This is a genomic window from Caballeronia concitans (assembly GCF_001544615.1).
In the GTDB taxonomy this organism is placed as follows: Bacteria; Pseudomonadota; Gammaproteobacteria; order Burkholderiales; family Burkholderiaceae; genus Caballeronia; species Caballeronia concitans.
Window position 1 is genome coordinate 18,418 of record NZ_FCNV02000023.1, and the last position, 14,378, is coordinate 32,795.

The window sequence follows — 14,378 nt, forward strand, 5'->3', positions numbered from 1 at the left end:
CAACGAGCGGCCGTTCAATCCCTGCGCGGCGAATCGCGCTTCGACAGCATGGCGACCGCCATGCCCGCGCTCGCCGCCACGAGCACCGCGCGCCACGGATGGCGTTTCACGGCGGCGTTTGCGTTCGATGCCTTGCGGCCCGCGCCGACCATCGCGATGGCTGTTGCGCGCGTGGCCGTCGATTCCGCGCGCGCGATCTTGCGCGACAGGTCGATCGCCCGCGCCACCGTCGATGCCTTGCTGCGCACCGGTTGCCGCGCGCTGACCGCGGACGGAGCGATGGAAGGCGAAGCTGCATCGGCCGGGACGAATGCGGCTTGCGGCACGGCGACGCGCGTCGAGCCTGCCAGCATCGACCCGATCTTCGCGCGGCTGCCCGGCGGCACGTTTCCGCCGGTCTGCACGCCGCCCGGCCCGCGCGGATCGTGCATGCGCGCCCGCGCCGCCGAGAATTCCGCGCCGAGCAAGAGCACCGCCGCCGAAAAGTAGAGCCACATGAGCAGTACGGCGAGCGATCCGGCCGCGCCGAACGCGCTCGCCGTGCCCGCATGTGTCAGATAGAACGCGAACAGCTTCTTGCCCGCCGAAAACAGCAGCGCCGCGATGAGTCCGCCGACGAGCGCGTCGCGCCATTGCACGGGGGCATCGGGGAGAAACTTGAGCAGGCCGCCGAACGCGACGGACAGAATCGCAAGCCCGACGACCAGCTGCACGATGTCGCCGATGATCACGAACGGCGATTCGCCCCACAGCCACATGCCGACGGCCTGGATCGCGGTATCGAGCACGAGCGAGACGATCAGCAGAAACGCGACGCCCAGCACGAGCCCGAACGACACGAGCCGCACGCGCACCAGCGCCATGACGCTCGAACGCTGCTCGCCCGTCATGGGCCAGACAATATTGAGCGCCGTATTGAGCGATGAAAACGTCGCCGACGCGCCGACCGCCAGCAGCACGAACGAGATGATCGCGGCGATCCCCGTCCCGCCGCTGCGATGCGCGTTCTCGACGATGCTTTGCACGCCCGCCGCCGCCTGATCGCCGATCAGCCCGTTGACCTGATGGAACAACTGCCCGCGCGCCGCTTCGGGGCCGAACACCCAGCCGGCGACCGCGATGACCATGACGAGCGTCGGCGCGAGCGAGAAAGCCGAGTAGAACGCGATGCTCGCGGCCATCGCGGCGCAGCGATTCTCGGAAAACTGCTTGAGCGCGCTCAGCGCCCACGACGCGTCCTTTTTGACGGCTGCCTCTAGTTTTTGCGTGGAAACGGAGCTCATCGCGGTCCTCTCGGGTCGATCGGATCAATATCTGCAAGAGTCCGGCGTCGCGACGCCTTCGCCTGCGGTAAATGCAACCGATTGAGCAGATTCCGTTCCAAGCGAGGCCGCGACGGGCTCAGCGTATGCTTAAGATCGTTGCTATGATCCCGCCTTTGCCGAAATGCGCATCCGTCTGCGGATTGCGGCAAGGAAGCAAGAACGGACGGCTCATCAGTGCAATCCCCATGAAAGGCAGGGCGTTGGGGCCGTACCGCGTACCTATAATTCAGACCACCCACTTACACGACGCGCCGAGGCAATCATGCCGCAAATGTCACGGCGACAGTTCCTCAAGGTCTCCGCGAGCACGCTCGCCGGTTCCAGCCTGGCTGCATTGGGCTTTTCGCCGGCTCCCGCGCTTGCCGAAGTCCGGCAATACAAACTGTCGCGCACCACTGAAACCCGCAACACCTGCCCGTATTGCTCGGTAGGCTGCGGCATCCTCATGTATGGCCTGGGCGACAACGCCAAGAACGCAAAGGCCAGCATCATCCACATCGAAGGCGATCCGGACCATCCGGTCAATCGCGGCACGCTGTGCCCGAAGGGCGCCTCGCTGATCGACTTCATTCACAGCCCGAGCCGGCTGCTCTACCCCGAATATCGCGCGCCCGGCTCGAACGAGTGGAAGCGCATGTCGTGGGACGAAGCGCTCGACCGCATCGCGAAGCTGATGAAGGAAGACCGCGACGCGAACTTCGTCGAAAAGACGCCGGACGGCAAGACCGTCAACCGCTGGCTGACCACGGGTTATCTCGCGGCGTCGGCGGGCAGCAATGAAGTCGGATATCTGACGCACAAGACTGTCCGCAGTCTTGGCATGCTCGCATTCGACAATCAGGCGCGTGTCTGACATGGCCCGACGGTGGCAGGTCTTGCCCCGACGTTTGGCCGTGGAGCGATGACGAACCATTGGGTCGACATCAAGAACGCGGACGTGATTCTGGTAATGGGCGGCAATGCGGCCGAGGCGCACCCGTGCGGTTTCAAATGGGTGACCGAGGCGAAGGCGCATAGAAAGGCGCGCCTGATCGTCGTCGATCCGCGCTTTACGCGCACGGCATCGGTTGCGGATTTCTACGCGCCGATCCGTACCGGCACGGACATCATTTTCCTTGGCGGCGTCATCAACTATCTGCTGACGCACGACAAGATCCAGCACGAGTATGTAAAGAACTACACGGACATGTCGTTCATCGTGCGCGAGGACTTCGCGTTCAAGGACGGCGTGTTCTCGGGCTACGACGCCGAGCATCGCAAGTACGACAAGACGAGCTGGGACTACGAGCGCGGCGACGACGGCTTCGTGAAGGTCGATGCGACGCTTCAGCATCCGCGCTGCGTCTACAACCAGATGAAGCAGCATTACGCCGCCTACACGCCCGAAATGGTGACGAAGGTGTGCGGCACGCCGACCGACAAGTTCCTGAAGGTCTGCGAGATGCTCGCATCGACGGCCGCGACGAACCGCGCCGGCACGATCCTTTACGCGCTCGGCTGGACGCATCACTCCGTCGGCGCGCAGATGATCCGCACGGGCGCGATGGTGCAGCTTCTGCTCGGCAACATCGGCATTGCGGGCGGCGGCATGAACGCGCTGCGCGGGCACTCGAACATCCAGGGCCTGACCGACCTGGGCCTGATGTCGAACCTGCTGCCCGGCTACATGACGCTGCCGATGGAAGCCGAGCAGGACTACGAGGAGTACATCAAGAAGCGCGCGACCCAGCCGCTGCGGCCCAACCAACTCAGCTACTGGAAGAACTATCGCGCGTTCCACGTGAGCTTCATGAAGTCCTGGTGGGGCGACAACGCGACCGCCGAGAACAACTTCGGCTTCGAGTTCCTGCCGAAGCTCGACAAGTCCTACGACCTGCTGCAAGCCTTCGAGCTGATGGCCGCCGGCAAGATGAACGGCTACTTCTGTCAGGGCTTCAACCCGCTCGCCGCCGCGCCGAACAAGGCGAAGATCGGTCTCGGGCTGTCGAAGCTGAAGTATCTCGTCGTCATGGACCCGCTCGCCACGGAAACGTCGGAATTCTGGAAGAACCACGGCGAGTTCAACGACGTCGATGCATCGCAGATCCAGACCGAAGTGTTCCGTCTGCCGACTACGTGCTTCGCGGAAGAGCGCGGTTCGCTCGTCTCGTCGTCGCGCGTGCTGCAGTGGCACTGGCAAGGCGCGCAGCCGCCGGGCGAAGCGCGCAGCGACATCGACATCATGTCGGGACTCTGGCTGCGCATGCGCAAGGCTTACCAGGACAAGGGCGGCGCGTATGCCGATCCGATCCTGAAGCTGACGTGGCCGTACGCCGATCCGGAAAGCCCGACGCCCGAAGAGCTGGCGATGGAGTTCAACGGCCGCGCGCTCGCCGACGTGACGGATGCCGCCGACAAGACCAAGGTGCTCGCGAAGAAGGGCGAGCAGCTAGCGAGCTTCGCGCAACTGCGCGACGACGGTTCGACCGCGAGCGGCTGCTGGATTTATTGTGGTGCGTGGACGCAGGCGGGCAATCAGATGGGCCGCCGCGACAACTCGGACCCGACGGGCATCGGCCAGACGCTCAACTGGGCGTGGGCGTGGCCGGTGAACCGCCGCGTGCTGTACAACCGCGCATCGTGCGATGTGAACGGCAAGCCGTTCGATCCGTCGCGCAAGCTGATCGGCTGGAACGGCAAGACGTGGTCGGGCCCGGACGTTCCGGACTTCAAGGTGGACGAGCCGCCCGAGAACGGGATGAATCCGTTCATCATGAATCCGGAAGGCGTGGCGCGTTTCTTCGCCCGCGACGGCATGAACGAAGGACCGTTCCCGACGCACTACGAGCCGTTCGAGACGCCGCTCGGCTACAACCCGCTCTTCCCGGACAACAAGGCAGCCACGAGCAATCCGGCCGCCCGTGTGTTCGCGGACGATCGCGCGCAGTTCGGCACCGCGGACAAGTTCCCGCATACGGCGACGACGTATCGTCTGACCGAGCACTTCCACTACTGGACGAAGCACGCGCGGCTCAACGCGATCGTGCAGCCGCAGCAGTTCGTGGAAATCAGCGAGGATCTGGCGAACGAAGTCGGCGTCGTCGCAGGCGACCGCGTGAAGGTGTCGAGCAATCGCGGGCACATCGTCGCGGTGGCGCTCGTCACCAAACGCATCAAACCGCTGACCGTGGAGGGGAAGAAGGTGCAAACCGTCGGCCTGCCGCTGCACTGGGGCTTCAAGGGCCTGACGCAGCCGGGTTATCTCGTCAACACGCTGACGCCTTCCGTGGGCGACGGGAACTCGCAGACGCCTGAGTTCAAGTCGTTCCTCGTCAAGGTCGAAAAGGCATAAGGGGGAGACATGGCTCTGCAATCACTGGATGTGAAGCGCGTCTCCGCCACCACCACGCCGCCGCCGCAGATCCGCGAGCCGGTCACGGGCACCGTCGCGAAGCTGATCGACGTGTCGAAGTGCATCGGCTGCAAGGCCTGCCAGACGGCGTGCATGGAGTGGAACGACCTGCGCGACGAGGTCGGCCATACGACCGGCGTCTACGACAACCCGCGCGACCTCACCGAACATTCGTGGACGGTGATGCGTTTCACGGAGTACGAGAACCCGAAGGGCGACCTCGAATGGCTGATCCGCAAGGACGGCTGCATGCACTGCGAGGACCCGGGCTGTCTGAAGGCGTGCCCGTCGCCGGGCGCGATCGTTCAATACACGAACGGCATCGTGGATTTTCACGAGGAAAACTGCATCGGCTGCGGCTATTGCGTGACGGGCTGCCCGTTCAACATTCCGCGCATCTCGAAGGAAGACAACCGTGCATACAAGTGCACGCTGTGTTCGGATCGCGTGGCTGTCGGACAGGAACCCGCGTGCGTGAAGACGTGCCCGACCGGCGCGATCATGTTCGGCACCAAGACGGACATGATCCAGCAGGCGGCGGATCGCGTGGAAGACCTGAAGGAGCGCGGTTTCGAGAACGCGGGTCTCTACAACCCGGCCGGCGTGGGCGGCACGCACGTGATGTACGTGCTGCATCATGCGGATCAGCCGGGGCTGTATCACGGGCTCGCGGAGAATCCGCGGATCAGTCCGCTCGTGTCGGTCTGGAAGGGTGTGACGAAGCCGCTCGCGGTCGCGGGCATGGCGCTCGCGGCGCTGGCCGGATTCTTCCACTACACCCGTGTCGGTCCGAACGAGGTGACCGCGGAAGAGGAAGCCGAGGCGCAGCAGGAAGCGGATGATGCACGCAGCGAAAGGGAGCGTTCGAATGAAACACGATAGCGATTTGCGCGACGTGCGGGGCAACCGCCTGATCGTCCGTTACACGCCGAACGAGCGCACCAACCACTGGATCACCGCGATCAGCTTCGTGCTGCTCGCGCTGTCCGGGCTCGCGATGTTTCATCCGTCGATGTCATGGCTCTATGCCGTGCTCGGCGGCGGGCAGTGGACGCGCATCCTGCATCCGTTCATCGGCTGCGTGATGTTCCTGTCGTTCATGGTGCTGGCGCTGCGCGTGTGGCATCACAACGGCCTGGACAAGAGCGACGTCCAGTGGATGAAGCAGATCAACGACGTGCTCGCCAACCGCGAAGACCGCCTGCCCGAGATCGGCAAGTACAACGCCGGCCAGAAGCTCGTGTTCTACGTGATGGTGGCGAGTCTGCTGCTGCTGCTCGCTTCGGGCATCGTGATCTGGCGCGCGTACTTCGCGTTCTATTTCCCGATCACGGTGATCCGCCTCGCGGCGGTGGTGCACGCGGCGACGGCGTTCGTGCTGATCGTGTCGATCATCATCCACATTTATGCGGGACTGTGGGTGAAGGGCTCGATCAGCGCGATGGTGCGCGGCACGGTCACCTACGGGTGGGCGCGCAAGCACCATACGCGGTGGTTCAAGGAGATTATCGGGAAGTAACGGGCGCTTCAGTCGAGGATGGTTTGCAACCGCGCGAGCGCGTCGCTGACCACCTCGGCGCTCGCGCGCTCGATCTTGCGCGCGCCGCGTGCTTCGAGATCGAGCGTGCGCATCATGTTCACGAGCGCGACGCCCTGAGTCTCGCATCCCGATCCCGACAGCGGAACCGCGAACCCGGCGAACCGCGCGAAGTTGCCGCCCTGCGTGATGGGGGCGACGAGCGCAGTGCCTAGCGCATTGAATGCCGCCGGCGAAAGCACGAGCGCGGGGCGGAAATCGCCCTGCTGTTCGTGACCGACGACGGGATTCAGATTGACGCGGACGATATCTCCGCGCTCGAACTTGACCCGCCTCACCATGCTTCGCGTCCCACCGGCCTGGCTTCGCTCCAGGCACCCAGATCTTCTGGCATGGGCGCTTTCGAATCGCACTGTGCGACGAGTTCTTCCAGCGAATATTTATGCCGGGCCGGAGTCAGCATGATTCCTTCCGCCCGCACGTCCACGGTGACCTTGTCGCCTAACGCGAGATGAACCTGATCGAGCAGGGCGGCAGGCAACCGGACCGCGGCGCTGTTACCCCATTTTTGAATCGCGAGTTCCATGAAAACGTCCTCCGTAATGGCTACTCATTTTAGAAACGCGGGGGACGCCAGTCAATTCAATTGTATCTACTTTGTAGATACGTTAGCCGAACGGACGAGGGCAGTTTCCGCGCTGTGATCGTCCGCCGATTAACTGCTATGCTTGGCCGACGACCGCAAGCGCCGCGGCGCCCCCAGGCATTCCGAGGACACACCCAAGTGGTTCAACGCATACTCGAAGCCGGCTCGATCGAATCGCTCGATCAGTCGGCCATTCCCCGGCTGCGCATGCCGGAACGCGCAACCGTTTTCAGCGCGCGCGCCGCGCGCCTGCGCCAGCTCGCCGACGCGAGCAACCCCATCTCGGGCTATCTGCGCCTGATGTCCGCGCTCGCCGATGCGCAACAACGCGTGCTCGCCGATTTCACCGCGCCCATGCCTTCGCGCGAATCGATCGACCTGAATCAGCGTCATTCCATGCCGATCGTTCCCGCGCTCACCGACGCCCGCGATCCCGCCTGGCGCGACGTGCTCTTCATGCTGCTCGACCGCATCGAGACGGCCGGCGCGCTCACGCCCGCGCTCGCGCAACTCGTCGCGCGTCTGCGCACGACCGAAGCCGCCGCGCTCGACGCCCAGGCCGACGCCATCCTCGCGCTGCGTTTCGCCGACATCGAGCCAGCCGGCGCGCCGTTCATCATGGCCGCGCTGCAAGTGTTGTGGACCGATATCGCGAGCCGCATCGCCGCAACGGACGTGCCGTATGTCGACGCGCCCGGCGTCTGCCCCGTGTGCGGCACCATGCCGGTCGCGAGCATCGTGCGCGTCGGCGGCGTGCACGAAGGCTATCGCTACGTGCAATGCGGCCTCTGCTCGACCGAATGGCACGTGGTGCGCGCGAAGTGCTCCAACTGCGATTCGACGAAAGGCATCGCCTATCACGCGATGGACGCCGCCGAGCAGGCGCCGGAGGACGAACAGGCCAAGGCGGAACGCGCGCGCAACGCGCCGCTGAAGGCGGAGTCGTGCGACGAATGCGGCACGTATCGCAAGATCGGCTATCAAGACAAGGCCTACGACTTCGAACCCTTCGCCGACGACCTCGCGAGCCTCACGCTCGATCTGCTGATGAGCGACGCCGGTTTCCAGCGCGCGTCGCCGCATCCGTGGCTGTGGCCGGAGCAGCCGGGCGAGGCGAACGGACCGGGCGCATCGGACGAAGAAACATGAGCGATGTCACCGGCGGCGAGGGACGCGAACTGCGCGCGCTGATGGCCAGGGTGCCGTCGGTGGAGCGCGTGATGGCGTCGGCGGTGTTCGAGCCGCTCATCGCCGATTACGGACGCACGCAGACGCTCACGATGCTCCGCGCGACGCTCGACGCCTGGCGCACCGACGCGCAAGCGGGCCGCGCTTCCGTAGATGCCCTCACGGACACCATGCTCGGCCACGCCGTCAGCCTTCGGCTCGCGAAGCACACGCAAAGCCGCGTGCGAAGCGTGTTCAATCTGACGGGCACCGTGCTGCACACGAATCTCGGCCGCGCGCTCCTGCCCGACGAAGCGGTGCGCGCGGTCGCCGACGTGCTCACGCGGCCCGCGAATCTCGAATTCGATCTCGATACCGGCGCGCGCGGCGACCGCGACGATCTCGTCAACGATCTCATCTGCGAGCTGACGGGCGCCGAAGCCGCGACCGTCGTGAACAACAACGCGGCGGCCGTGCTGCTCACGCTGTCCGCGCTCGCGCCGCGCAAAGAGGTGATCGTCTCGCGCGGCGAGCTGGTGGAAATCGGCGGCGCGTTTCGCATTCCCGACATCATGAGCCGCGCGGGTGCGAAGCTGCGCGAAGTCGGCACGACGAATCGCACGCATCTGAAGGATTACGACGAAGCGATCAACGCGAAGACCGCGTTGCTCATGAAAGTGCATTGCAGCAATTACGCGGTGACCGGCTTCACGAAGGAAGTGACGACCGCCGAACTCGCGCCGCTCGCGCGCGAACGCGGCCTGCCCGTCGCGGTGGATCTCGGCAGCGGCACGCTCGTCGATCTCGCGCAATGGGGCTTGCCGCGCGAAGCGACCGTGCGCGAAACCGTCGAGGCGGGCGCGGATCTCGTCACGTTCAGCGGCGACAAACTGCTCGGCGGGCCGCAAGCAGGGTTGATCGTCGGGCGCAAGGATCTGATCGCGAAGATCAAGAAGCATCCGCTGAAGCGCGCGCTGCGCGTCGGCAAGCTGACGCTCGCGGCGCTCGAAGCGGTGCTGCGGCTTTATCGTTCGCCGGAGACGCTGCAGACGCGCCTCACCACGTTGCGCCTGCTCACGCGTCCCGCCGACGCCATGCGTCTCGCCGCCGAACGCATCCAGCCCGCGCTGCAGCGCATGACGGGCGATGCGTTCGCCGTCGCGTGCGAGCCGATGTTCAGCCAGATCGGCAGCGGCGCGTTGCCCGTCGACGTGTTGCCGAGCTACGGCCTCACCGTGCGGCTGGCGGGCGGCAAGCGCGCGGGCGGCCAGTTGAACCGCATCGAAAAGAAGCTGCGGGCGATGCCGCGCCCGGTGATCGGACGCATCGCGGATGGCGCGCTGTGGCTCGATCTGCGCTGCCTCGAAGAATTCGACGAAGCCGCGTTCATCGCCCAGCTCGAAGGCGAGGGCGCATGATCGTCGGGACGGCGGGGCACATCGACCACGGCAAGACCACGCTCGTGCGCGCGCTGTCGGGCGTCGACACGGACCGGCTGAAGGAAGAGAAGGCGCGCGGCATTTCCATCGAACTCGGCTACGCGTACGTGCCGCTCGAAGGCGGCGGCATGCTCGGTTTCATCGACGTGCCCGGCCACGAAAAGCTCGTGCATACGATGGCGGCGGGCGCGTGCGGCATCGACTTCGCGCTCGTCGTGATCGCCGCCGACGATGGCGTGATGCCGCAGACGCGCGAGCATCTCGCGATTCTGCAACTGCTCGGCGTGACGCGCGGCGCGGTCGCGGTGACGAAAACCGATCGCGTCGACGAAGCCCGCGTGCGCGACGTGCATGCGCAAATCCGCGCGCTGCTCGCCGATACGCCGCTGCGCGATTCCCCGTTTTTCGACACGAACGCCACCACGCCCGGCGATGCCGGCGTCGCCGCGCTCGACGCGCATCTGCGCGACGCCGCCGCGCACTGGGCCATGCGCCGCGACGACGGCTTTTTCCGGCTGGCGGTGGATCGCGTGTTCACGCTGTCGGGCCAGGGCACGATCGCGACGGGCACCGTGTTCGCGGGCCGCGCGAACGTCGGCGACGTGCTCGCGCTCGCGCCGCGCGAAGCCGGCAACGAGCCGGTGCGCGTGCGCGGCATTCACGCGCAGAATCGCGCGGCGCAGACCGGCCGCGCGGGCGAGCGATGCGCGCTGAATCTCGCGGGCATCGAGAAAGACGCGCTTTCGCGCGGCGACTGGATCGTCGATGCGCGGATCGCGCGGGCGTCCGAGCGGATCGACGTCGAACTGACGCTGCTCGCGGATGCCGGCATCACGCTCACGCATTGGGCGCCGCTGCACGTGCATCTCGGCACGACGCATCGCGTGGCGCACGTCGCGCTGCTCGAAGCGGATACGCTCGCGGCGGGGCAGGCGGCGCGCGTGCAGCTCGTGTTCGAGCAGGCGATTTGCGCGCTGCCGGGCGATCGCTTCATCGTGCGCAATGCGCAGGCGAGCCGGACGGTCGGCGGCGGACGCGTGCTCGATCCGTTCGCGCCCGCGCGCAAGCGCCGCACGCCGCAGCGCCGCGCGTGGCTCGATGCGCTCGCGCTCTGGCTCGACACGGCCCGCGCCGATGCGCTCTTCGACCAGTCGCCGTATGGCCTGCCGCGCTCGCTCGTCGAACACTCGTGCGGGATGCCGGCGGCGTCGGTCGCCTTGCCGGCGGACTTGCGCCGCGTGCCCGTTCACGACGACGCGCTTCTCATCTCCGCCGCGCACTGGAACGCGCTCGCCGCGCGCCTGACCGATGCGCTCGCCGCCTTCCACGAGCGTTTCCCCGACGAACAAGGTCCCGACGCCGCGCGCTTGCGCCGCATGGCCGCGCCGCTCGCGCCGGATGCGCTGTGGCGCGCGCTCATCGACGATGCCGTGGCGAACGGCGCCATCGCGCGTAGCGGGCCTTGGCTGCATCTGCCGTCGCATACGGTGGCGCTCGATGCCGCCGAGGAAGCGCTGGCCGGCGCGGTGCTGGAATCGATCGAACGCGGCCGTTTCGATCCGCCGTGGATGCGCGATCTCGCGAAGGCGCACGGCGCGCAGGAAGACGACATGCGGCGCCTCTTGCGCAAGCTCGCGCGGCGCGGCGATGTGTTCCAGATCGTGCGCGACCTGTTCTATTCGCGCGCGTCGATCGCGGAACTCGCGCGGCTCGCGGCGCAACATGCGCGGGTTCGCGACGGCGCGGCGGATGCCATCGGCGCGGCGGAATTCCGCGATGCGACCGGGCTCGGCCGCAAGCGCGCGATCCAGGTTTTGGAGTTCTTCGACAGGGTTGGTTACACTCGTTTTCACCGCGACCTTCACCTGTTGCGCGCCGATAGCCGCTGGCACGAGTCAGTCTGACCGGCCGCGCGGGCCGCTCCCGCGCAGGGCGAACGATGGAGCATGCCTACTACCACTTGCTGCATCTGCTGTCGGGCCATCCCGAGTGGGCGCTCGCGGTGGTCCTGCTCGCGTCGTTCCTCGAATCCCTCGCATTCGTCGGCACATTCGTGCCCGGCAGCACGGCGATGTTCGTCGCCGGTGCGCTCGTCGGCGCGGGCGCGCTGAATCTCGGCTGGGTGATGGTCTGCGCGATCGTCGGTGCCATTGCGGGCGACGCGGCCAGCTTCTGGCTCGGCGCGCGCCATGCGGGCACGATCACGCAAATGTGGCCGTTTCGACGGCATCCGGGCGCGCTCGCCGCGGGCAAGCGCTATTTCGAGGCGCACGGCGCGAAGAGCGTGGTGCTCGCACGTTTCGTCGGTCCGATGCGCGCGGTCGTGCCGGTCGTCGCGGGAATTTCGGGCATGCCGCCCGCGCGCTTTTTCGTGGTCAACGTCGTGAGCGCGCTGATCTGGGCGCCGCTGCATGTCCTGCCGGGCGTCGTGTTCGGCGCGTCGATCGAGCTGGCGGGCGCGGTGTCGATTCGGCTCGTCGTGATTCTCATCGTCGTGACGGCCCTCGCGTGGCTCGTGTTCAACCTGGCGCGCGTCGTCGTCTCGCATGCGAAGGAATGGACCGTCGCCTCGCGCGAGCGCTTGCTGGCGTGGGCGCAGCGCAAGGACGCGCGGCCCGCGCGGCTCATCTCCCGCGCGCTTGATCCCGGCAATCCGGCGACCGGACTCATCACCATCATCTCGGTGCTGCTGCTCGCGTCGGCGGTGCTGTTCTTCTATGTGCTGACCAATGTGACGCGCGGATCGTCGCTCGTTCAGGTCGATGCGTCGATCTATCGCCTGTTGCAATCGTTCCGCTCGACATGGGCCGATTCCATTCTCGATGCCGCCGCCGCGCTCGGCAGCATGCCGACCCTGCTCGCGCTCGCCGCGATGGTCATCGTATGGATGGTGCTCGAGCGGCGGTGGCGCACGGTGGCGTACTGGCTCGCGGCGGTCGTGTTCTCGCAACTGCTCGTCGCGGTGATCCGCTTCTCGACGCATCAGCCGCTGCCGATCTCGTTCGCGCCCGCCGGACGCACGTTCCCGAGCAGCCATCTCGCCGCGACGGTCGTCATCTACGGCTTTCTCGCGTTTCTGCTGCTGCGGCGCGTCGGCATGCTGACGGGCGTGTTCGTCGCGACGGCGACATCGGGCATCGTCACGGCGGTCGCGCTGGCGGGTTTGTACTTTGGCCGCTTCACCATCTCCGACGCGCTCGGCAGCGCCGCGCTCGCCGCGAGCTGGGTGTTCCTGATCGCGCTGACCGCCGTGTGGCGCAATCCGGGCAAGCCGAAGCCGCGTCCGCTGATGCCGTTCGCGGTGCTGGCCGTCATTTCCGCGAGCGTCGCGCTTCAAGTGAGCGACGACACCGAGGCGCACAGCGCGGCGCCCGCGACGGTCGTCATCACGCCGATCGAATGGATGGACACCGTATGGCGGCAGTTTTCGTGTTACCGGTCGAGTCTGGACGGCGACCGGCGCGAACCGATCACCGTGCAATGGGCCGCGTCGCCCGCGGAGATTCGCGCGCAGTTGACTAGCCGCGGCTGGACCGAAGTCAAGGGCGTGACGATGAAAAGCGTGATGTCGGTCGTGTCGCCGAATGCGCCGGCCACCGCGCTGCCTGCTCTGCCGCGCCTCAACAACGGCGAGCCGTCGAAGCTCGTGTTCACGCGTTCGCCGCGCGGACCGGATCAGCGCGATGTGCTGCGTTTCTGGCCGACGAACTATGCGGTGCGCGCGCACGCGAACGGGACGCCGGCGCCGGTCTGGCTAGGCTCGGTGGTGCATGAACGGCTGCGGCGGCCGTCGTGGCCGTTCAACGTGCTGCGTCCGGACGGGCGCGTCGATTCGATGGCGCTGGATCATGGCGATGCATCGCCGTGGCGCGGCATCGAAATTGCGACGAGCGCCGGGTGCGGCAGCGTGCCGGTGATGCTGGTCGAGTCGAGGCCGAAATGAGCGTACGAGGCGGAGGCGCGGCTTGATCCAGATTCCGCCATCGGCGATAACGCAGTGGGGCGCGGCGGCGGTGTTCGTCAACGTGCTGCTGACGCGCCTGGGCGTGCCGTTGCCGTCCGCGCCGCTGCTCGTGTTCGCGGGATCGGTGATCGCGAGCGGGCAGCTTTCGTTCTGGCACGTGATGGTGGCGGCGATGGGCGGCGCGCTGCTCGGCGATGCCGTCTGGTTCTCGGCGGGGCGTCTTTATGGGCGACGGCTCGTCGGGGCGTTGTCGCGCCGGTCGTATGCACTGGATACCGGCATGCGCACGACGAGCGAACTTTTCGGGCGGCATGGCGCGCCGATCGTGGCGGTATCGAAGTTCGTGCCGGGACTCGGGCTCGTCACGCCGCCGCTGATGGGCACGACGCAGGTCGCCGCGCTCGTCTTCTTTCTTTGGGATGCGGCGGGGATCGTTTTGTGGGCGGCGTTCTGGATATTGGGCGGCGCGCTGTTTCAGCGGGAATTGCATGTCATGCTTGGCGAATTGCAGACGCACGGCGCGACGATGATCGACTTGCTGGTGCTGCTTGCGTTGCTGGTGTGGGCGTATCGGCTGCTGCGCCGGCGACAGCCGCGTGATCGCGCGGGTGAATGATGCGTGGGGTGCGCTTCCTGCGTTATATGCATGCCGCCGTTATAATCGCTTGCTCTCTCTTCTCATCCTCGATTTTTCCCTCCTCGAGGAAGGCATCCGTATCCGGTGGTGCGGCTGGGCTTCAAACCCAGTTGGGGGTGTCAGACACTCCCAGGTAGGTTCGACTCCTGCTGCCTTCCGCCAATGCGCGGTCCCACTTACTCTCGCACTCTCTCAGGTAATGTACCGAGAAGTGTGCAAAAAGCTGCTGGCGGGAAAATGCTTAGGAGGGGTGGCCGTGGTGTAAGTTGATG

General features: G+C 66.3%; 11 protein-coding genes and 1 tRNA gene. 9 read left to right on the forward strand and 3 right to left on the reverse strand.

What is annotated here, in order from left to right; all coding sequences use genetic code 11:
* Nucleotides 1-14 precede the first annotated feature (14 nt).
* A complete protein-coding gene (locus AWB72_RS27500; RefSeq protein ID WP_040050244.1) occupies nucleotides 15-1,283 on the reverse strand; it encodes a YhjD/YihY/BrkB family envelope integrity protein in 1,269 nt (422 codons plus the stop codon).
* Nucleotides 1,284-1,587: 304 nt separating this feature from the next.
* Here AWB72_RS27500 and fdnG point away from each other — a divergent pair, with 304 nt between their 5' ends.
* Genes fdnG through AWB72_RS27520 form a run of 3 tightly spaced genes read left to right on the forward strand, consistent with a single transcriptional unit; the run spans nucleotide 1,588 to nucleotide 6,235 of the window.
* Complete coding sequence (gene fdnG / locus AWB72_RS27510; protein ID WP_143754706.1) at nucleotides 1,588-4,656, forward strand: formate dehydrogenase-N subunit alpha; 3,069 nt, start codon at nucleotides 1,588-1,590, stop codon at nucleotides 4,654-4,656.
* 9 nt (nucleotides 4,657-4,665) lie between these two features.
* Entirely contained in the window at nucleotides 4,666-5,598 is a 933-nt protein-coding gene (fdxH, locus tag AWB72_RS27515) for a formate dehydrogenase subunit beta (protein ID WP_040050247.1), read from the forward strand.
* The gene (locus AWB72_RS27520) at nucleotides 5,585-6,235 is read left to right on the forward strand and encodes a formate dehydrogenase subunit gamma (RefSeq protein ID WP_040050248.1); all 651 of its coding nucleotides are present in this window, start codon (nucleotides 5,585-5,587) and stop codon (nucleotides 6,233-6,235) included. Before fdxH ends, AWB72_RS27520 begins: the two co-directional genes overlap by 14 nt.
* 8 nt (nucleotides 6,236-6,243) lie before the next feature.
* On the opposite strand, the gene AWB72_RS27525 is transcribed toward AWB72_RS27520, so the two are convergent.
* Both AWB72_RS27525 and AWB72_RS27530 read right to left on the reverse strand, forming a co-directional pair.
* Nucleotides 6,244-6,594 carry a type II toxin-antitoxin system ChpB family toxin gene (locus tag AWB72_RS27525; RefSeq protein WP_040050249.1) on the reverse strand — a complete coding sequence of 117 codons (351 nt, stop codon included), beginning with the start codon at nucleotides 6,592-6,594 and terminating at the stop codon, nucleotides 6,244-6,246.
* On the reverse strand, nucleotides 6,588-6,839 hold the full coding sequence (locus AWB72_RS27530; protein ID WP_040050250.1) for an AbrB/MazE/SpoVT family DNA-binding domain-containing protein: 252 nt from the start codon (nucleotides 6,837-6,839) through the stop codon (nucleotides 6,588-6,590). Before AWB72_RS27530 ends, AWB72_RS27525 begins: the two co-directional genes overlap by 7 nt.
* Nucleotides 6,840-7,037: 198 nt before the next feature.
* On the opposite strand from AWB72_RS27530, the gene fdhE reads away from it, so the two are divergent.
* From fdhE to AWB72_RS27560, 6 genes are all read left to right on the forward strand, one after another.
* Entirely contained in the window at nucleotides 7,038-8,048 is a 1,011-nt protein-coding gene (fdhE, locus tag AWB72_RS27535) for a formate dehydrogenase accessory protein FdhE (protein ID WP_040050251.1), read from the forward strand.
* Entirely contained in the window at nucleotides 8,045-9,484 is a 1,440-nt protein-coding gene (selA, locus tag AWB72_RS27540) for an L-seryl-tRNA(Sec) selenium transferase (protein WP_087129087.1), read from the forward strand. The genes fdhE and selA overlap by 4 nt, the downstream gene beginning before the upstream one ends.
* Nucleotides 9,481-11,409, forward strand: a complete 1,929-nt coding sequence (selB, locus tag AWB72_RS27545) for a selenocysteine-specific translation elongation factor (protein ID WP_040050253.1) — start codon at nucleotides 9,481-9,483, stop codon at nucleotides 11,407-11,409. Before selA ends, selB begins: the two co-directional genes overlap by 4 nt.
* A 35-nt stretch (nucleotides 11,410-11,444) precedes the next feature.
* On the forward strand, nucleotides 11,445-13,448 hold the full coding sequence (locus tag AWB72_RS27550; protein ID WP_040050254.1) for a VTT domain-containing protein: 2,004 nt from the start codon (nucleotides 11,445-11,447) through the stop codon (nucleotides 13,446-13,448).
* A 22-nt stretch (nucleotides 13,449-13,470) separates the two neighbouring features.
* A complete protein-coding gene (locus AWB72_RS27555) occupies nucleotides 13,471-14,085 on the forward strand; it encodes a DedA family protein (RefSeq protein ID WP_040050255.1) in 615 nt (204 codons plus the stop codon).
* An 87-nt stretch (nucleotides 14,086-14,172) separates the two neighbouring features.
* A tRNA-Sec gene (locus AWB72_RS27560) sits at nucleotides 14,173-14,268 on the forward strand.
* The last annotated feature ends 110 nt before the right edge of the window (nucleotides 14,269-14,378 follow it).